Below are 19,738 nucleotides of genomic sequence, written 5' to 3'. Positions count from 1 at the left end.
GCGAAAGCGGCGTTTATCCCGCGCTTCGGCGATTTCGGCATCCATCTGTTCCAAAACCATCGTCAAAACCTTGCCAAACATCTCCTGTAACACCTGAAAGACATGGCGTTCAAGCTCTTCTAAAGTCGGGTATTTCGGGTTATAATGTCCCATGTGAGGGCCTCCTTTGTACGGTTTTTTTGGACAAACTCATTGTACAAAAAAGAGGCCCTCATTTCTTGTTTTTTCTGCATTCCCCCTATCGCGCTATTGCTTGGTGGCCTTGGCAGATGATGTTGGATTAAAAGCCAACACATCCGCCAAGGTTAATTTACATATATTAACTTTTATTCCTATTCTTGCTCCCACAATTATTTTACTCCTACAAATTTCTTCCGGATTTCTAAGTGTTGTCACCCATACTTTATCCGTGCATAGGATACCATAACAGATGCAACGGATTTCGTCGATCCGGCAATGTCCTAGGCGTTGTCGGACGGCGTTTATATAAATCCACGGGGTTGGCGGCATGCCGTCAACCCCCTCCCATTTCAATTTCTTCCTTGTCGCCCGTTCCTTTTTGCGCTACAGTAAAAAAGGAAAAGAGGGCGATATTTATGTCCGCAAAGGAAAGGTCTGTCGATATATCGAAGCCGCTCGCTTCGATTTATCTATTATATGGAACGGAATCCTATCTTATGAACCGCCTAAGGGAACAAATCATCCAAACCGCCATGTCCCGCGAAGAACGGACGTTTAATCTTTCCGTTTACGACCTGAGGGAGACGGCGATCGAGGCGGCCTTGGAAGACGCGGAGACGCTGTCGCTTATCGGCGGGCACAAAGTCGTCGTCTTGGAGCATCCCTTTTTTCTCGCCGATGAGGGCAAAAAGGAAAAAATCGAACATCGGCTCGACCGGCTGGAGGCCTATCTGAACGACCCTTCACCGGATACGACCGTCGTTTTTTGCGCGCCGTACGCGAAACTCGACCGGCGGAAAAAAATCGTGAAGAATTTGGAAGCCAAAGCCGATGTCCGCGATTGCTCCGAAATCTCGGAGGCCATGCTGTTCGATTGGTTGTCCGAAGAAGCGAAAAAGGAAGGTGCCATTTACACCGAGGCGGCTCACCGGCGTCTCGTCGCCATGGTCGGTTCAAATATCGCAACGTTGGTAAACGAAGTGAGAAAAATTGCGCTTTATGCCGGGAAAGGCGGCACGATCGACGAAGATGCTGTCGACCGCTTGGCGGCGAGGACGCTGGAGAGCGATGTGTTTGCCATGGTGGACCGGGTGATGACCGGCGATCTCGCCGCCGCTTACCGCCTATTGACCGATCTGTTGAAACAAAAGGAAGACCCGGTCAAGCTGTGCGCGCTGGTGATGAGGCAAATCCGGCTCGCTTATCGGACGGCCTTGTACCGCCGCCAAGGATACGGGGAACGGCAAATCGCTACGCTCTTGAACGTCCATCCCTATGCGGTGAAAGTGGCCGCGGGCCAAGGCAGGCGTTTCGGCGAAGACCGTTTGCGGAAGGCTTTGCTGTATTGTGCGGAAGCGGACGAACAATTAAAATCGAGCGCGCTCGATAAAACCGTCGTGTTGCAGTTGTTGTTCGAACGGCTGGCCGCCGTTTAATGAATATTCTAAGGATGTAAATAGGCATACCGGACATTAAAAAAACGCATCAAGCGCAGCTTTCCGTGTAACGAACCGATCTGAAGGGACCGTCCCATTTAGCATTAGAGCAAGTAAAAAAGAGGTGACCTCAATAGGTCGCCTCTTTTTTACGCGATGATTTCGTTTAATTTTTTAGCCATGCGGGATTTTTCGCGCGCGGCTTTGTTTTTATGGATCAAACCTTTGCTCGCCGCTTTGTCGACTTTCTTCACGGCCGTAATGAACGCCGCTTTGGCGCCTTCCACGTCTTTTTGTTCGACTTTGGCGTTAAAAGTTTTAATCGACGTACGCATCGCGGATTTCATCGATTGATTGTGCAGGCGGTTCAATTCGCTTTTTTTCGCGCGTTTGATCGCCGATTTTATGTTTGGCATGCTTTCACCCCCTTGAACAGGAAGGTTTTCCTCATTATGTTTTTTTCGGCAATAAGTCCGAGTTCTCGAGTCAACAGAATGTATTTTATCAAAGGGCCTTGAAAAATGCAACGCTTCGCCGCGGAAATCCCAAGGCCGCCGTGATGCCGCATGCATATAAAAAACCGGGGAAGCGCACGTTAAAAACAGAATCGGATTCAAAGGGGGCGTGGACATGGCGGATGATTTACGTCTCGCGCGTTATAGCGTCCGCACGGACCTTGCGATTGAAGCGCGGGAAATGGTCACCGAAAAAGCGAACCAGGCGGCGCCGATACAAGGGTTGGAATTTCATGAAGAGGTCATCGAAGGCATTAAGTGTTCTTACATGACGATCCAAAAGGAAGCGGCCGAGCGCATCGGCAAAAAAGCCGGGCGGTACTTAACTTATGAAGTACAAGGCATCCGCCAGAAGGATTCGGAACTGCAGGCGGTCGTTGAACGCGTCTTCGCGAAAACGTTCGCCGCCTTTTTAAAGGAACACGGCATTGCCGACGACGCCGTCTGTCTCGTCGTCGGGCTCGGCAACTGGAACGTCACGCCGGACGCGCTCGGTCCCCAAACGGTGGAAAACATTCTCGTGACGAAGCATTTGTTCGATCTCCAGCCGGAAAGCGTGGAAAAAGGCTTTCGGCCGGTGATGGCGCTGGCGCCGGGCGTCATGGGCCTCACCGGCATCGAAACGAGCGAGATCATTCTCGGCGTCATCGAAAAAACCCGTCCGGATTTTGTCATCGCGATCGATGCCCTCGCTTCGCGATCGATCGAAAGGGTAAACGCCACCATACAAGTTTCCGATACGGGCATTCATCCCGGTTCGGGCGTCGGCAACAACCGAAAAGAGCTGAGCATGGAAACGCTGGGCATCCCGGTGTTTTCCCTCGGCATTCCGACGGTCGTCGACGCGGTGACCATCACGAGCGATGCCCTCGACTTTCTCTTAAAACATTTCGGACGGGAAATACGGGAAAAAGATAAACCTTCCAAAGCGCTCGCCCCCGCGGGATGGCACTTCGGCAAACCGACGGCCTTTACGGAAGCGGACATGCCGCCCGAAAAAGAACGCGCCTCGCTGCTCGGCTTAGTCGGCACCTTAAGTGACGAGGAAAAACGCCAATTGATTCAAGAAGTGTTGGGGCCGGCCGGACAAAACATGATGGTCACGCCGAAAGAAGTCGATGTGTTTATTGAAGACATGGCGAATGTCCTTGCGAGCGGTTTGAACGCCGCTCTTCATAAAAGCGTCGGGCAAGAAAAACTCGGCATGTACACGCATTAAGGATAAAAAAGCATCCCGTTTCATGACCGTTCCCGGCGATCATTCGGACTCATTTTGCGAACAATCGCCCGCTTGCCTATGACGCTGCGCTTTCGGGCTTTTGTGAATAATTTTTCTCCCCGTTGTCGAACATGGCAATAGCGGTCATATTCCTCCGCATATTCGCATAAAATAGCGGCAGGACTCCCGGACGCGCGCATAACCGACATCCCGATTTGCCGGACGCGCCACGGGTTCCAAACGACCTGCGGACAAGCTGAAACGGGGCGGTGAAGCTCGTGATGCAACGGTTTATATTGAAAACCGCGCTTTTATGCGCGCTTCTTGGCTGCGCGGTGCTCTACGGAATGGAAACCGCCAAACAAGGTATGATCGACATGCGCGGCTTGAATTCGCCGCAAACGGAGAAGACATCTTTTCATTTTAATATTCCCGGCTTGGCGGATCGCGGCGCTCCATCCGCCGACGGCAAGACGTCCGCCAAGGCCGAGGACAACATCGAAGCGCGTGTTCAAAAGTTGGACGAGATTCAACGGTTTAACCCGTTCTCAATGGCCGGTGAAAAGATTGGCGACGGCCTGAGCGGCATTTTTCGCCACGGCATTCAAGCGGCCGCTTCGCTGTTTAACGCCATCGTCAACGCCTTTTAATCGGTCCGATCGCCCACGCCGGACCATCGGTTCCCTCTTTTTTATAATGGTGCTCGGAGCGGTACAGTTGGATCGCGCTTGACCGACAAATGATAAAATAGACGTATAAAGGGTTTTTTCGGCACCCCCCTTCCGTTGAAAACGGATGGGGGGTGTTGCTATAATCAATCTGTATGAAGACTAGCGGGAGTGAGACCCAGATGGCAGAGGATCGTCATAAAAGGCGGTCGCGCATTCGCAATTTTTCCATCATTGCGCATATCGACCACGGCAAATCCACGTTGGCCGATCGGATCTTGGAAGCGACGGGTGCGCTTTCCAAGCGGGAAATGCGCGAGCAGATGCTCGATGCGATGGATTTGGAGCGTGAACGCGGCATCACCATTAAGCTGAACGCCGTCGAACTGACGTATAAAGCGAAAGACGGCGAGGAATATATTTTTCATTTGATCGATACACCCGGCCACGTCGACTTCTCCTATGAGGTGTCCCGCAGTCTTGCGGCATGCGAAGGCGCGTTGCTCGTCGTCGATGCCGCCCAGGGCATCGAAGCGCAGACGTTGGCGAACGTCTATCTCGCGTTGGAGAACGATCTCGAAATTATTCCCGTCATCAATAAAATCGACTTGCCGAGCGCCGATCCGGAACGGGTGAAAAGAGAAATCGAGGACGTCATCGGCTTGGACGCGTCCGAAGCCTTGCTCACTTCGGCGAAATCCGGCATCGGCATCGAAGACGTCCTGGAAGCGATCGTCGAAAGGATCCCGGAGCCGGACGGCGACCCGGACGCGCCGCTCAAGGCGCTTATTTTTGACTCGCTGTATGATTCCTACCGGGGCGTCGTCGCTTACGTGCGCGTCGTGGAAGGAACGGTGAAGGTCGGCGATCGGATCAAAATGATGTCGACGGGAAAAATGTTTGAAGTGACCGAAGTCGGGGTGTTCACGCCGAAACCGGTCACGCGGGACGAGCTGACCGTCGGCGACGTTGGCTTTTTGACGGCGTCGATCAAGAACGTCAAGGATACGCGCGTCGGCGACACCATCACGAGCGCGGACAATCCCGCGGACGAGCCGCTTCCCGGTTATCGGCGCATGAATCCCATGGTTTATTGCGGGCTTTATCCGATTGATTCCCAGCGCTATGAAGATTTGCGCGAGGCTCTCGAGCGCTTGGAACTGAACGACTCGTCGCTGCAATATGAGCCCGAGACGTCGGAGGCGCTCGGTTTCGGATTCCGCTGCGGTTTTCTCGGGTTGTTGCACATGGAGATCATCCAGGAACGCCTGGAACGGGAATTCGGCATCGATTTGATCACAACCGCCCCGAGCGTCGTCTACCGCTTGACGCTTCCGAACGGCGAAACGATGGAAATCGACAACCCGTCCAAAATGCCCGAGAAAAAGATGATCGAAAAAATCGAAGAGCCTTATGTGAAGGCGACGATCATGACGCCGAACGACTACGTCGGCGCGGTCATGGAGCTTTGCCAGCAAAAGCGCGGCGAATACATCGACATGGTGTATTTGGACGAGAAGCGGGTCAACATCGTCTACCACATTCCCCTCTCGGAAATCGTCTACGATTTCTTCGACCATTTGAAGTCCAACACGAAGGGGTACGCGTCGCTCGATTACGAGTTTATCGGTTACAAGGAATCCGATCTCGTCAAGATGGATATTCTCTTAAACGGCGAAAAGATCGACGCGCTGTCTGTGATCGTGCATCGCGACTTCGCCTATCCGCGCGGCAAAGCGATCGTGGAGAAATTGAAAGAACTCATTCCGCGCCAACAATTCGAAGTGCCGATTCAAGCCGCCATCGGCACGAGGGTCATCGCCCGTTCGACCATTAAGGCGCTCAGGAAAAACGTGCTGGCGAAATGTTACGGCGGTGACGTCTCCCGGAAGCGAAAATTGCTGGAAAAACAAAAAGAAGGCAAAAAACGCATGAAAACGGTCGGTAAAGTCGACGTACCTCAGGAAGCGTTTATGGCCGTCTTGCGATTGGACGACACCAAGTGAGGCGCGCCGTCCGGCTTCCGGCGTTTGACAGGGGATGACCACTGATGATTAAAGGCGCCTATATCCATATCCCGTTTTGCGATCACATCTGTTATTACTGCGATTTTAATAAATATTTTTTGAAGTATCAGCCCGTTGATGAGTATCTGGCGGCTCTGGAACAGGAAATCGCAACGGTCACGGGCGCCGTTGGCGACGTTCGCCCGGAAACGATCTATATAGGCGGGGGCACGCCGACGGCGCTCAATCCCGAACAAATGGGCATGCTTCTCGACTTCGTCCGCCGATCTCTCAATCCCGACGGGCGCGTGAAGGAGTGGACCGTCGAAGCCAACCCCGAAAACCTCGACGGCGAGAAGTTACGCCTGATGAAAGCGGCCGGCGTCAACCGGTTGAGCATCGGCGTGCAAACCTTTAATGATCGCCTTTTGCAAGCCATCGGGCGGGCGCATGACCGCGAGGCCGTGTTTCGGGGCGTTGAAGCCGCGCGCCGCGTCGGCTTCGACAATCTATCCATCGATTTGATGTTCGGCCTTCCGGGACAAACGATGGAGGATTTGAAGGCTTCCCTTAGCGACGCCCTGTCGCTTGCGCCCGAGCACGTCTCGGTGTATTCCTTGCAGATCGAACCGCGGACGATTTTTTACAACCGCTTGCGCCAAGGCCGGCTTCGGCGCGTCGATGAAGACGTCGAAGCGGACATGTATGCGTTTTTGATCGATTTTTTGGAGCAGCGCGGCTACACGCACTATGAGATCAGCAATTTCGCCTTGCCGGGGAAGGAGTCCCGCCACAACTTGATCTATTGGGACAACGAGGAATACTTCGGTTTCGGAGCGGGCGCCCACGGCTATGTCCATGGGGAACGCTACATCAATGCTTCCTCTGTGAAAGGCTATATCCGCCGCGTTCGCGAAGACGGCGACGCCCGGATCGAATCCCGCCGCCTAACGCGTACGGAGAAAATCGAAGAAGAGATGTTTCTCGGTTTGCGCAAACGCTCCGGCGTCAATAAAGACGCTTTTTATGAAAAATTCGGCGCGGACGTGCACGCCGTTTATTCGGAGGCGATCGCCCGATTGAAAGAGCAAGGATTGTTGTATGAGGATGAACAAAGGCTCGCATTGACGAAAAAAGGCGTCTTTTTGGGCAATGAAGTCTTCCAAGCCTTTCTGATGGATTGATCAGGGGATTTTTCGTTGACAAAGCCGGGCAACATTGCTAAGTTTAGTATAGAATTAGCACTCGGGCATTTAGAGTGCTAACAGAGGTGATGGGGGATGTTGACGGAACGGCAGCTCTTTTTGTTTAAAGTTCTGGTCAATGACTACATCCGTTCCGCAGAACCGATCGGCTCGCGCACTATCGCCAAGCGATATGATGTGAAATACAGCCCCGCGACGATTCGCAACGAGCTCGCAGATCTTGAAGAAATGGGTTTTCTCGAAAAAACGCACAGTTCGTCCGGACGCGTGCCGTCGCAAAAGGGCTACCGGTATTATGTCGACCATTTGCTTTCGCCGGCTTTATTGTCAAAAGACGAAATCCTTAACATTAAAAGAGCCATTCAGGATAAATATTACGAATTGGAAAAAGTCACGCAGGAGACGGCCAACATTTTATCCGAATTCACGCATTACACATCGATTGTGCTTGGCCCGGAAGTGCTGACGACCAAGCTGAAACACATGCAAATCGTCATGCTGAGCCGGGAAACGGCGGTCCTGATCATCATAACGAATACCGGCCACGTCGAAAATCGGACGATCAAATTACCGGAAGGGCTCGACGCCCGCAAGGTGGAAATGCTCGTCAACATTTTGAACGACCGCTTGCAGGGCACGCCGCTTTTTAAATTGAAGAACGCGTTGGATTCGGAGATCAAGAACGTGCTCCGGCAACATCTGTCGGAATATGAGCGGATCATCGAGATGTTGAATGATGCGCTCGAATACCATCCGGTGGACCACATTTATTTCAGCGGCAAGACGAACATCTTATCCCAGCCGGAATTCAAAGATATCGATAAAGTGCTGCCGATTCTAAACGCGTTGGAGAATAAAGACATTGTTTATGAATTGCTCCGCCCGTCCGGAGAAGACGGCATTCACATTAAAATAGGCGAAGAAAACGCCATGCGCGAGATCAAGGATTGCAGCGTGATCACGGCCTCTTATTCCATCGGCGGAGAACATATGGGCACGGTTGCGGTCATCGGCCCGACGCGGATGGCTTACCCGAAAGTCGTTACGTTAATGGAATTGGTCACGAACAGCCTTTCCGAACTTTTAACGAAACGGTATCAAGACGCGTGAGAGGGGAAATAGTGGGAATGCGCTTGCTTCCCGCTTTTCCCCGCCCTTTTGTTTTATTTTCTGCAGGAGGTGAACGGCGTGAGCGAGAAACCGAAAAGCGAAGAAAAGGAATCCGTAAAGGATGAAAAAACGGCGAGCGACGCGCGCGTAGACGGCGAGCAGGCCGCTGAGGCCCAGCCGGGTTCCCCGGCTTCGAAAGCGGGCGCCGAACCCGAAAATCATGAGGAACCCGCCGAAGCGGGCCGGCAAGACGTTGGCGGCGAAACCGCCGGGGACGGCGAAGCGGCGGAAAGCGCAGCGAAGGACGCCGAGGAGGCGGACGACGATTCCCAAGCCGCTCGCGATGCCGCTGACGGCGATGAAGCGGAGGACGAAGCCGCCCGCATTGAAGCGTTGGAAGCGCGCGTCCGCGAGTTGGAAAAAGAAAAGGAAGAGCTGTACAACCGCTTCTTGCGCCTTCAGGCGGATTATGATAACTTCCGGCGCAGAACGCGGGAAGAAAAAGCCCGCGAGCGTCTGTATCGCGCTCAAGATCTCGTCGGCGATCTGTTGCCCGTGCTCGACAACTTTAAACGGGCGCTGGCGACGAAAGCGGAACATGAAGAGTCAAAAGCGCTCAAGCAAGGCATGGAGATGGTCTACCGTCAGTTGTCGGAGGCGCTGAAAAAAGAAGGGGTCGTCGAAATCGAAGCGGAAGGCAAGCCGTTCGACCCGAACAAGCATCAGGCGGTCATGCAGGTGGAAAGCGATGAACACCCGTCCAATACCGTCGTCGAAGTGCTTCAGGCGGGCTATGAACTGAACGGGCGTGTCATCCGCCCTTCGATGGTGAAAGTCAGCTCTTAACAACTACATAGGCACTTAGGAGGTAGGTTTGTCATGAGCAAAATCATTGGCATTGACCTGGGAACGACCAACTCGTGTGTCGCGGTCATGGAAGGCGGTGAAGCGGTCGTCATTCCGAACGCCGAGGGAAGCCGGACGACGCCCTCGGTCGTCGCATTTAAAAACGGGGAGCGCATGGTCGGTGAAGTCGCCAAGCGCCAGGCGATCACCAACCCGAACACCGTCATTTCCATCAAGCGGCACATGGGTACGGATTATAAAGTCGAGATTGAAGGGAAAAAGTATACACCGCAAGAAATTTCCGCGATCATCTTGCAAAAGTTAAAAGCGGACGCGGAAAGCTATTTGGGTGAAAAAGTCGACAAAGCCGTCATTACGGTGCCGGCCTACTTCAACGACGCCCAACGCCAAGCGACCAAGGACGCCGGGCGCATCGCCGGCCTTGAGGTGTTGCGCATCATCAACGAACCGACGGCGGCTTCGCTCGCCTACGGCCTCGACAAAGAGGACGATCAAACGATTCTCGTCTATGACCTCGGGGGCGGGACGTTCGACGTCTCCATCCTCGAACTTGGCGACGGCATCTTTGAGGTCAAAGCGACCGCCGGCGACAACCATTTGGGCGGCGATGATTTCGACCAAAGGATCATCGATTACCTCATCCAAGAGTTCAAAAAAGAAAACGGCATCGACTTGTCCAATGACAAGATGGCTCTGCAACGTTTGAAAGACGCCGCCGAAAAAGCGAAAAAAGACTTGTCCGGCGTCACGCAAACGCAAATCTCCTTGCCGTTCATCACCGCCGACGCCACGGGACCGAAACACTTGGAAGTCACGTTGACGCGCGCGAAATTTGAAGAATTGACGGCGGATCTCGTCGAGAAAACGATGGGGCCGACCCGCCAAGCGCTTTCCGATGCCGGCTTGACGCCGAACGACATCGATAAAGTCATCCTCGTCGGTGGTTCGACGCGGATCCCGGCGGTTCAAGAAGCGATCAAAAAGATGATCGGCAAAGAACCGCACAAAGGCGTCAACCCCGATGAAGTCGTCGCCTTGGGCGCCGCGATCCAAGCGGGCGTGCTCGCCGGCGAAGTGAAAGACGTCGTCCTCCTCGACGTCACGCCGCTTTCCTTGGGCATCGAAACGATGGGCGGCGTCTTCACCAAACTGATCGAACGCAACACGACAATCCCGACGAGCAAATCGCAAATTTTCACGACGGCGGCCGATAACCAAACGACGGTCGACATTCACGTGCTTCAAGGTGAACGGCCGATGGCGGCCGACAACAAAACGTTGGGCCGCTTCCAGCTGACCGACATTCCTCCGGCTCCGCGCGGCGTGCCGCAAATTGAGGTCACTTTCGAAATCGACGCGAACGGCATCGTCCATGTGAAGGCGAAAGATAAAGGCACGAACAAAGAACAATCGATCACCATCAAGTCTTCGTCCGGCTTGTCGGAGGAAGAAATCCAACGGATGATCCGTGAAGCCGAAGAAAACGCCGAAGCGGACAGAAAGAGGAAAGAAGAAGCCGATTTGCGCAACGAAAGCGACCAGCTCATCTTCACGACCGATAAAACGTTGAAAGACATCGGCGACAAAGTCAGCGAAGATGAGAAGAAAAAAGTCGAAGAGGCGAAAGACGCGCTGAAAAAAGCGCTGGAAGGCAAAGACGTCGAAGCGATCCGAAAAGCGAAAGACGAGCTGCAAAACGTCGTCCAACAGCTTTCGATCAAGCTGTATCAGCAAGCCGCCAATAATGCCGGGCAAAATCAAGGCGACAGCGGTTCGGCGAAAAAGGACGATAATGTCGTCGACGCAGAATTTGAAGAAGTCGATGATGAAGGCAAAAAATGATCTCCATCTTTCAGTCGAAGCCGGGCGACGCTTGGCTTCGGCTTTTTTTCACAACTGAACGGCAGGATAAACGAACGTATGAGCGGCAAACGACGCGATCGCCGCTCATACGCAATTCAATGGACTTCGTGATTCACAGATCCTTAAGCCTTTGGCCGATGCGGAAGGGATGAGCCCGTCCGCATCCGCGCGCAGTGATGGCGCGATGATTGCGTTAAACTGTTCTATAATGATATGATTAATCTTATGTGAAGACCTATCGGGAGTGAAGTCCATGGCAAAGCGCGATTACTATGAAGTTCTCGGCGTCGATCGCAATGCGTCACCGGAAGAGATCAAAAAGGCGTACCGCCGGCTTGCCCGAAAATACCATCCCGATGTGAACAAGGACGATCCCAATGCCGCGGAGAAATTTAAAGAAGTGAAGGAAGCTTACGAAACGTTAAGCAACCCCCAAAAACGGGCGCAATATGACCGTTTTGGTCACGCCGGTGAGGAGCAAGGCTTTGCCGGCGGCGACTTTTCGGATGCGGATTTTGGGGGCTTCGGCGACCTTTTCGACATGTTTTTCGGCGGCGGGCGTCGGCGCGATCCAAATGCGCCGCGCAAAGGCGCCGACATTCAGTACACCATGACGCTCGAGTTTGAGGAGGCGGCCTTCGGCAAGGAGACCGATGTCCAAATTCCTCGTGAAGAAACGTGCAGTGCTTGCCACGGCACCGGCGCCCGATCCGGCTCGGCGATCGAGACGTGCTCCTATTGCGGCGGGACCGGTCAACTGAGCATCGAACAAAACACGCCGTTCGGCCGCATCATCAACCGCCGCGTCTGCCATCATTGCCAAGGAAAAGGCCGGGTCATCAAAGAAAGGTGCACGACGTGCGGCGGGACGGGCCGTGTGAACACGCGCAAAACCATTCACGTGAAAATCCCGGCAGGCGTGGACGACGGCCAGCAAATCCGTTTGTCCGGCCAAGGTGAGCCCGGGGTCAACGGGGGGCCGCCCGGAGATCTGTACATCGTTTTTCACGTGAAGCCGCATAAATTTTTCGTCCGCCGCGGCGACGACATCTTTTGCGAAATTCCCCTCAGCTTCTCGCAGGTTGCTCTGGGCGATGAAATTGAAGTCCCGACGTTATACGGCAAAGTGAAGCTGAAGATTCCGGCCGGTACGCAAACGGGCACGAAGTTCCGGCTGAAGGGCAAAGGCATCAAAAATGTGCGGGGATATGGTCAAGGCGACCAGCACGTGACCGTCCGCGTCGTCACCCCGAAACATTTGAGCGAAAGGGAAAAAGCGCTGTTCCGCGAGCTGGCCGAATTGGAAGGACGCAAGCCGATCGAAGAGGCGAACGATACGTTTTTTTCAAAGGTGAAGCGCGCGTTTAAAGCCGATTGAGATTGGAGTGGGACCCATGAAATGGTCGGAAATCTGCATCCATACAACGCATGAAGCGATCGAGCCGATCTCCAACATCCTCCATGAAGCGGGTGCCGGAGGCGTCGTCATTGAAGATCCGGAAGATCTCAAACGCGATTGGCCCGACCGTTACGGCGAGATTTATGCGCTCGATCCGAACGATTATCCCGACGAAGGCGTCAACATTAAAGCGTATTTTCCGGTGAACAGCTTTTTGGGCGAGACGATCGAACAGATCAAAGAAGCGATCAACAATCTTCTCCTCCACGATATCGACATCGGTTCCCATACGATCACGGTGAGCGAGGTCAATGAAGATGAATGGGCGACGGCCTGGAAAAAATATTATAAGGCCAAGCGCGTGACAGACCGGCTCACCATTGTTCCGACGTGGGAGGACTACCGCCCCGAAAGCCCGGAGGAAATCGTCATCGAGCTCGATCCCGGCATGGCGTTCGGCACGGGCACCCATCCGACGACGGTGCTCTGCTTGAGCGCCATCGAAAGATATCTTCGCCCCGGGGATCGGGTATTGGACGTCGGGACGGGCACGGGCGTCTTAAGCATCGCCTGCGCCAAGCTGGGCGCACAAAGCGTGGACGCCGTCGATCTCGACGAGGTGGCGGTTAAAGTCGCCGGAATGAATGTGCGTTTGAATAAAGTGCAAGACCGGGTTCGCGTGCAGCGCGGAAATCTCGCCGATCATTTGACGGGTCCGTACGATCTCATCGTCGCCAATATCTTGGCGGAAGTCATCCTCCGCCTCATTAACGATGCCGGACGTCTGCTTGACCGCGGCGGCCGGTTCATCGCTTCGGGCATCATATTAAAAAAGAAAGAGGAAGTCAAACAGCGGTTGATTGAAGCGGGATTTGCCGTCGACGAAGAGAGCGCCGACGGCGACTGGATTGCGCTCATCTGCCGCAAGCTATAGGTGAACCATGCAGCGTTATTTTGTGCCAAATGAACAGTTCCAAGCGAATACCGTGACGATCACGGGCGACGACGCGCGCCATATCGTTCGCGTCATGCGCATGCGTCCGGGCGATGAAATCATCCTCTGCAACCACAGCGGGCAGGCGTATGCCGCCCGGATTGCGTCCATCCATGAGACGGGCAGCGTTTCGGCCGACATCGTTTCTCTTTTGGACCAGCGTCCGGAGCTGCCTGTTCATGTGACGGTCGCCCAGGGGCTCCCCAAAGGGGACAAACTCGAACTCATCGTCCAGAAAGGGACGGAATTGGGAGCGCGCGAATTTTGGCTTTTCCCATCGGAGCGTTCCGTCGTCAAATGGGAAGGGGCGGCCAAGGTGGAGCGCAAGCTCGGGCGTTTGCACAAAATCGCGAAAGAAGCGGCCGAACAATCGCACCGAAACTTCATCCCCGCGATTCGCAAACATGAGGGATTGGAGGATCTGATCAACGAAAGCCGCCGTTATGAGCACAAACTCGTCGCTTATGAGGAAGACGCGAAAACGGGTCGCACGAAGGGATTGCCCGAACTGTTTCGCCGCATCCGTCCTGGTGAATCGCTCATCGCCGTCATCGGTCCGGAAGGCGGCTTCACCGCCCACGAAGTGTCGGCCTTGGAACGGGCCGGTTTCCACCGCTGCAGTTTCGGACGCCGCATTTTGCGCACGGAAACGGCTCCATTGTATCTGTTGTCTTCTGTATCCTATTATTTTGAACTGGAAAATGGGGTGAATTGATATGCCATCGGTCGCTTTTCACACGTTGGGGTGCAAAGTCAACCACTATGAAACGGAAGCCATCTGGCAACTCTTTAAGAAAAACGGTTATGAGCGCAAAGACTTTGAAGCGACGGCCGACGTCTACGTGATTAATACGTGCACCGTCACCAATACGGGCGATAAGAAAAGCCGCCAAGCCATTCGCCGAGCCATTCGGAAAAATCCGGACGCGATCATCTGCGTCACCGGCTGCTATGCGCAAACGTCGCCGGCCGAAGTCATGGCGATTCCCGGCGTCGATATCGTCGTCGGCACGCAAGATCGCGAAAAGATGCTGGATTATATTGAACAATTCAGAAAAGAGCGGGAACCGATCAACGGCGTTTCCAACATCATGAAGGCCCGCGTCTTCGAAGAGATGGACGTTCCCGTTTTCACCGACAGAACCCGGGCGTCATTGAAAATTCAAGAGGGTTGCAACAATTTCTGCACGTTCTGCATCATTCCTTGGGCCCGCGGCTTGCTCCGTTCGCGCAAGCCGGAAGCCGTTATTGAACAAGCGCAAAAACTTGTCGACGCCGGCTATAAAGAAATCGTCCTGACCGGCATTCACACGGCGGGCTACGGCGAAGACATGAAAGATTACAATTTCGCCATGTTGCTCCGCGATTTGGAAGCGAACGTCAAAGGGTTGAAACGGTTGCGCATCTCCTCGATCGAAGCGAGCCAAGTGACCGATGAAGTCATAGATGTGATCAATCATTCGAACGTCATCGCCCGCCACTTACACATCCCGCTCCAATCCGGTTCGGATACGGTGCTGAAACGGATGCGCCGCAAATATACGACGGCTTATTATGCGGAAACGATTGAAAAATTGCGAGAGGCGTTGCCCGATTTCGCCTTGACTTCCGACGTCATCGTCGGTTTTCCGGGCGAGACTGAAGAAGAATTTCAAGAGACGTACGATTTTGTCAGCCGCTTGAAATTCGCCGAATTGCACGTCTTCCCGTATTCCCCGCGGACGGGGACGCCGGCGGCGCGGATGGAAAATCAAGTGCCGGAAGATGTCAAACACGAACGCGTCCGCAAGATGATTGAACTGTCCAACCGCCTGGCCCGCGAATATGCGAAAAAATACGAAAATGAAGTGCTGGTCGTCATTCCGGAAGAACCGTATAAAAAAGATCCGTCCACGGGCGAGTGGGTCGGCTATACCGACAATTACTTGAAAGTCCGTTTCCCGGCGACGCCGGACATGGAAGGAAAACTCGTCCGCGTCAAAATTACAAAAGCCGGTTATCCTTATAACGTCGGACAGTTCGTCCGCGTGCTCGATGACGATGTATCGCCGGCCGATTTGGCCCCCCGATTTAAACAATCCGCCGTTTGATGGGTTCTTGAACACGCAGGGAGGCGCGTCCGCCTCCCTTTTGCTGCGGATGGAAATCGCGTAAAACGGGAGGAGAAAAAACAAAAAGCTTTCTTCTTAAGGTGCCCGTTCAAAAAAGCCGGCGGAGAAACCGAAGCCCTTAAAAGAATTCGAGAATGAGAAAGGTGATTGCAATGAGCCGGATAGCCCAAATGATCGATCATACTTTGCTTAAACCCGAGGCGACCGAACAAGAGATCTTGAAGTTGTGCGAAGAGGCGAAGGCGCATGGGTTTGCGTCGGTTTGCGTCAACCCTTATTTTGTCAAAACGGCGGCGCAAGCGCTGCAAGGTTCGCCGGTCAAGGTTTGCACCGTCATCGGGTTTCCGCTCGGCGCCACGGATGCGCGTGTGAAGGCGTATGAGACGAAGCTGGCGATCGAAGACGGCGCGCAAGAAGTCGATATGGTCATCAACATCGGCGCCCTGAAGTCGGGCGACGCTGAGGTCGTCGAACGCGATATCCAAGCCGTTGTGGAAGCGGCAAAAGAGCGGGCCCTCGTCAAGGTCATCCTGGAAACCTGCCTTCTGACGGATGAAGAAATCGTCCGCGCTTGTGAACTCGCGAAAAAGGCCGGCGCGGATTTCGTGAAAACGTCGACCGGCTTCTCGAGCGGCGGCGCCACCGTGGAAGCCGTTCGCCTCATGCGTCAGGCCGTCGGCGAAAGCCTGGGCGTGAAAGCTTCCGGCGGGATTCGCGATTATGAAACGGCCAAGGCGATGATCGACGCCGGCGCGACCCGGATCGGTGCGAGCGCCGGCATCAAAATCGTGGAAGGCGAAAAAAAAGCGACCGAATAAGGCGCGGTTCCGAAGCGGTCTCCGCCCATCATCCAACCCCCGGCTGCTGCCCGGGGGTTTTCCTATGTTTTCAAAAGCCGTGCGGAGACGGCGCCGTCTGCTCGCGTGTTATGAATGGAGCCCCTTCGCTCCTCTGACGGCGTCGCACCGAATAGGGCTTTGACTCCATCCTTTCGAAAGGGAGCCATGGCATCATTTTTTGCCCGCGAGGCGTTGTTCGACCCACCGCCCGTACGCCGAGGAAAACGGAAGCGCCAGCAGCGCGCTGATCACGTTGAATAAAACGGAAGCATGGGCGAGCGCCGCCCCCGGCGTCATGGCTTTCGTCCCCGCCCACGTCGAAAAGGGCTGGATCAACGGGAGAAAGGCGAGCGCCCCGATGGCGTTAAAAAGCGCGTGCGTGTAAGCCGTCCAACGGGCCGCCCGTCCCGAGCCGACGGAAGCGATCAGCGCCGTCGCACACGTCCCGACGTTGGCTCCGAGCATGACGGCGATGCCGGCGGCAAGCGAGAGCGTCCCGGCGTTCAACAGGCCCATGGCGATGAGCGTCGTCGCGGAACTCGATTGGATGACCGCGGTGAAGACGGCGCCGACAAGGAGCGCCAATAAGGGCGACGCCTCCATGTGCTGCAAAACGGTTTGCATCGGCGCCAAGCCTTCCATCGGTTCGGCGAGGGCCGTAAATCCGTGCATCGCGGTGTACAAACAGCCGAGCCCGAAGCAGAAAGCGCCGGCGAGGAAGGCCTTTTGCCGGGCCGTACAAAGCAACGCACATCCGACCACAAGGAGCGCCCAATGGAGCTTTCCGACGGGGAGCGCGGCGATTTCCCCGGTGATGGTCGTCCCGATATTCGTGCCGAGGATCACCCCGACGGTTTGCCGGAACGAAAGGAGTCCGGTCGATACGGAGCCGACGGTGATCACGGTCACCGCCGAACTGCTTTGCACGAGGGCGGTCGCAAGGGTACCGACAACCAAACCTTTGAGCGGATTGTCGGTCAATTTGTAGATCGCCCGTTTTAACCGGTATTCAGCCGCGTTGGCGAGCGCGATCTTCATAACGGACATTCCGAACAAGAATATTGTAATATAAATGAAAAAGGTTATTAATAATCGGCCCATAATAAAGATTCACCCGTATCATTCTATTGGACAAGGGAACGGAACATGACGGGAAAAGAAAAGGGGTTGGGGACGGTTGGCTTCGATTACGGAGATCAGGGTTCGTTTTTGTGAAACGGACGCCGTCGGTCATGTCAACAATGTCAGCTATTTCATTTATTTGGAACAGGCGCGCGTCGATTTTATCAAAGCGCTGCTGCCGGATCGATCTGAGAAACAGTGGAACATCGCGGTCGTTTCGCTTCATTGCGATTTCCTGGACCAGGCGTATTTTGATCAAGTGCTGACGATTCGGACTGCGGTCAAGCGCATCGGGACGAAGAGTTTTACGCTCTCGCACGCCATCGTTGAAAAAAGCGCGGGGAAACCGATCGCGATGGGGGAATCGGTCGTCGTTTTGCTGGACGCGGAGAAAAAACAAGCGGTGCCGCTTGATGAAATATGGGTGGGCGAGCTGAAAAAGCATCTTGAAGGTGAAACGAAAGGAAAGGCATCATGCTCCAATTCATAGAGAAACCATTCCTCCACGCGTATCCCGGGATGGTCGCGGTCGTCACGGCTCAATATAACGGGCACATCAACATCATGGCGTGCGGCTGGCACGCTTGGTTGTCGGACGATCCGCCCGTCTATGGCATCGCCGTCGGCAAAGAGACCTATACCCATGAACTCATCGCGCAGGCAAAGGGATTTGCCGTTCATTTTCTTTCCGCGGATTTCGCCGAAACGATTCAAAAGGCCGGCGAATTGTCCGGTCGTTCGGGCGATAAACTCAAAGCGCTGAAACTGGCGGCTGATCCCGGAAAAACGATTGACGTGCCGATTTTGCGTCAAGCCTATGCCGCCTATGAATGCCGGGTGATCGACGTCCGCTCTTACGGCCGACACGATTGGTTTGCCGGGCGTGTCACCGCTTGTTATCGCGACGACACGGCTTTTGATGGCGAAGGGTTGCCTGATTGGAAGCAATTGAGCATACCGCTGTACCTCGGGCGATCGAAATATTACATCGCCGAGCAAACCGGCACGATTAAAACGTTCGGCAACCACGGCGCAGCCCATACGGAAGGGCGTCCGCATTAGCGATTTATGAAAAATTTTGTCGTTTTTCGCAATCATCGATCGCATTCGGTAGGAGTAAAATAATTGTGGGAGCAAGAATAGGAATAAAAGTTAATATATGTAAATTAACCTTGGCGGATGTGTTGGCTTTTAATCCAACATCATCTGCCAAGGCCACCAAGCAATAGCGCGATAGGGGAATGCAGAAAAAACAAGAAATGAGGGCCTCTTTTTTGTACAATGAGTTTGTCCAAAAAAACCGTACAAAGGAGGCCCTCACATGGGACATTATAACCCGAAATACCCGACTTTAGAAGAGCTTGAACGCCATGTCTTTCAGGTGTTACAGGAGATGTTTGGCAAGGTTTTGACCATGGTTTTGGAACAGATGGATACCGAAATGGCCGAAACGCGGGATAAACGCCGCTTTCGCTTGAAAGATCGGCGCGACGTTCACATCGATACGATGTTCGGTCCGTTGACCATCAAACGCAACTATTATCAAGACCGGGAAAATGGTCGTTATATCGCTTTATTGGATCATTATCTGGCCTTTGACGGCCGCAAGGGATTCAGCCCGCTTCTTGAACAATGGGCGATGGCCTTGGCCGTGGCCGGTCCGTCTTACCGCCACGCCGTGAAGCAATTGGAGACGTTCTTAGGGTATGCCCCCATGAGCCACGAAGCGTTGCGTCAGCATCTCCTCGCATCCGAGGTGTGTGAGCCGAAGTCCAAACAACCTGCGCCTGAAGTGCTCTTTGTCGAGGTGGACGGGTTATTTGTGAAACAGCAAAAAGAAAAGGGCGGCAAGAAGAAAAAGGCGAAAGAACTTAAGATCGCTTTAGTCCATACGGGTTGGGAACAAGACGGCTCCAAACGGCGGAAATTGAAGAATAAACGGCACTATTTCCACACGGGCTCCGAGCCGTTTTGGGAAGGCTTTGAAAGCTTTCTGGAGCAGCATTACGACTATGACGCGACGAAAACGAAGCTGGTCATCAACGGAGATGGGGCTGGTTGGATAACGGCTTGCCAAGATGACTTCAAGGGCCGGGCGTTTTATCATTTGGATCGGTTCCATGTCGCCCGCGATTTGCATCTAATCATGAAAGATCATCCGCGCTATTCCACGATGAGACGGGCGCTGAACGAGAATGATCCGG

19 protein-coding genes are annotated in these 19,738 nt (G+C 54.1%); 16 read left to right on the top strand and 3 right to left on the bottom strand.

What is annotated here, in order from left to right; translation table 11 throughout:
- Positions 1–153: UPF0236 family transposase-like protein (locus CCB157_RS18295; protein WP_193432246.1), on the bottom strand; the 153-nt coding region annotated here is incomplete at its 3' end.
- A gap of 443 nt (positions 154–596) precedes the next feature.
- Between CCB157_RS18295 and holA the strand changes: the two genes are divergently transcribed.
- A complete protein-coding gene (holA, locus tag CCB157_RS03440) occupies positions 597–1,616 on the top strand; it encodes a DNA polymerase III subunit delta (RefSeq protein ID WP_077614536.1) in 1,020 nt (339 codons plus the stop codon).
- Between the two features lie 149 nt (positions 1,617–1,765).
- On the opposite strand, the gene rpsT is transcribed toward holA, so the two are convergent.
- Positions 1,766–2,032: a 30S ribosomal protein S20 gene (gene rpsT, locus CCB157_RS03435; protein WP_077614535.1), complete on the bottom strand. Its 267-nt coding sequence runs from the start codon at positions 2,030–2,032 to the stop codon at positions 1,766–1,768.
- 214 nt (positions 2,033–2,246) lie between these two features.
- On the opposite strand from rpsT, the gene gpr reads away from it, so the two are divergent.
- The 12 genes from gpr (at position 2,247) to deoC (ending at position 16,391) form a co-directional block, all read left to right on the top strand.
- On the top strand, positions 2,247–3,350 hold the full coding sequence (gene gpr / locus CCB157_RS03430) for a GPR endopeptidase (RefSeq protein WP_077614534.1): 1,104 nt from the start codon (positions 2,247–2,249) through the stop codon (positions 3,348–3,350).
- A gap of 281 nt (positions 3,351–3,631) precedes the next feature.
- A complete protein-coding gene (locus CCB157_RS03420) occupies positions 3,632–4,000 on the top strand; it encodes a DUF3679 domain-containing protein (RefSeq protein ID WP_238594583.1) in 369 nt (122 codons plus the stop codon).
- Positions 4,001–4,200: 200 nt separating this feature from the next.
- Positions 4,201–6,024, top strand: coding sequence for a translation elongation factor 4 (gene lepA, locus CCB157_RS03415; RefSeq protein ID WP_077614531.1), 1,824 nt, complete (start codon positions 4,201–4,203; stop codon positions 6,022–6,024).
- A gap of 47 nt (positions 6,025–6,071) precedes the next feature.
- Positions 6,072–7,208 (top strand): radical SAM family heme chaperone HemW, encoded by a 1,137-nt coding sequence (gene hemW / locus CCB157_RS03410; protein ID WP_077614538.1) that lies wholly within the window; start codon positions 6,072–6,074, stop codon positions 7,206–7,208.
- Between the two features lie 96 nt (positions 7,209–7,304).
- A complete protein-coding gene (gene hrcA, locus CCB157_RS03405; RefSeq protein ID WP_077614530.1) occupies positions 7,305–8,339 on the top strand; it encodes a heat-inducible transcriptional repressor HrcA in 1,035 nt (344 codons plus the stop codon).
- 78 nt (positions 8,340–8,417) lie between these two features.
- Positions 8,418–9,185, top strand: a complete 768-nt coding sequence (gene grpE / locus CCB157_RS03400; RefSeq protein WP_077614529.1) for a nucleotide exchange factor GrpE — start codon at positions 8,418–8,420, stop codon at positions 9,183–9,185.
- A 33-nt stretch (positions 9,186–9,218) separates the two neighbouring features.
- Positions 9,219–11,048, top strand: a complete 1,830-nt coding sequence (gene dnaK, locus CCB157_RS03395; RefSeq protein ID WP_077614528.1) for a molecular chaperone DnaK — start codon at positions 9,219–9,221, stop codon at positions 11,046–11,048.
- A gap of 274 nt (positions 11,049–11,322) precedes the next feature.
- Positions 11,323–12,447 (top strand): molecular chaperone DnaJ, encoded by a 1,125-nt coding sequence (gene dnaJ / locus CCB157_RS03390; RefSeq protein ID WP_077614527.1) that lies wholly within the window; start codon positions 11,323–11,325, stop codon positions 12,445–12,447.
- A 16-nt stretch (positions 12,448–12,463) separates the two neighbouring features.
- Complete coding sequence (gene prmA, locus CCB157_RS03385) at positions 12,464–13,402, top strand: 50S ribosomal protein L11 methyltransferase (protein ID WP_077614526.1); 939 nt, start codon at positions 12,464–12,466, stop codon at positions 13,400–13,402.
- 7 nt (positions 13,403–13,409) lie between these two features.
- A complete protein-coding gene (locus CCB157_RS03380) occupies positions 13,410–14,177 on the top strand; it encodes a 16S rRNA (uracil(1498)-N(3))-methyltransferase (RefSeq protein WP_077614525.1) in 768 nt (255 codons plus the stop codon).
- A 1-nt stretch (position 14,178) separates the two neighbouring features.
- Complete coding sequence (gene mtaB, locus CCB157_RS03375) at positions 14,179–15,552, top strand: tRNA (N(6)-L-threonylcarbamoyladenosine(37)-C(2))-methylthiotransferase MtaB (RefSeq protein WP_077614524.1); 1,374 nt, start codon at positions 14,179–14,181, stop codon at positions 15,550–15,552.
- A 173-nt stretch (positions 15,553–15,725) separates the two neighbouring features.
- A complete protein-coding gene (deoC, locus tag CCB157_RS03370) occupies positions 15,726–16,391 on the top strand; it encodes a deoxyribose-phosphate aldolase (RefSeq protein ID WP_077614523.1) in 666 nt (221 codons plus the stop codon).
- A 192-nt stretch (positions 16,392–16,583) separates the two neighbouring features.
- On the opposite strand, the gene CCB157_RS03365 is transcribed toward deoC, so the two are convergent.
- Positions 16,584–17,513 carry a Na/Pi symporter gene (locus tag CCB157_RS03365; protein WP_077614522.1) on the bottom strand — a complete coding sequence of 310 codons (930 nt, stop codon included), beginning with the start codon at positions 17,511–17,513 and terminating at the stop codon, positions 16,584–16,586.
- A 76-nt stretch (positions 17,514–17,589) separates the two neighbouring features.
- On the opposite strand from CCB157_RS03365, the gene CCB157_RS03360 reads away from it, so the two are divergent.
- From CCB157_RS03360 to CCB157_RS03350, 3 genes are all read left to right on the top strand, one after another.
- Positions 17,590–18,024 (top strand): acyl-CoA thioesterase, encoded by a 435-nt coding sequence (locus CCB157_RS03360; RefSeq protein ID WP_143286909.1) that lies wholly within the window; start codon positions 17,590–17,592, stop codon positions 18,022–18,024.
- Positions 18,009–18,596 (top strand): flavin reductase family protein, encoded by a 588-nt coding sequence (locus CCB157_RS03355; RefSeq protein ID WP_077614521.1) that lies wholly within the window; start codon positions 18,009–18,011, stop codon positions 18,594–18,596. Before CCB157_RS03360 ends, CCB157_RS03355 begins: the two co-directional genes overlap by 16 nt.
- A gap of 259 nt (positions 18,597–18,855) precedes the next feature.
- The coding region (locus CCB157_RS03350; protein WP_193432245.1) for a UPF0236 family transposase-like protein at positions 18,856–19,738 on the top strand (883 nt) is incomplete at its 3' end.

This window comes from Caenibacillus caldisaponilyticus, assembly GCF_002003465.1.
GTDB lineage: Bacteria > Bacillota > Bacilli > Bacillales > Sporolactobacillaceae > Caenibacillus > Caenibacillus caldisaponilyticus.
This window is presented reverse-complemented; position numbering and strand designations above follow the sequence as displayed.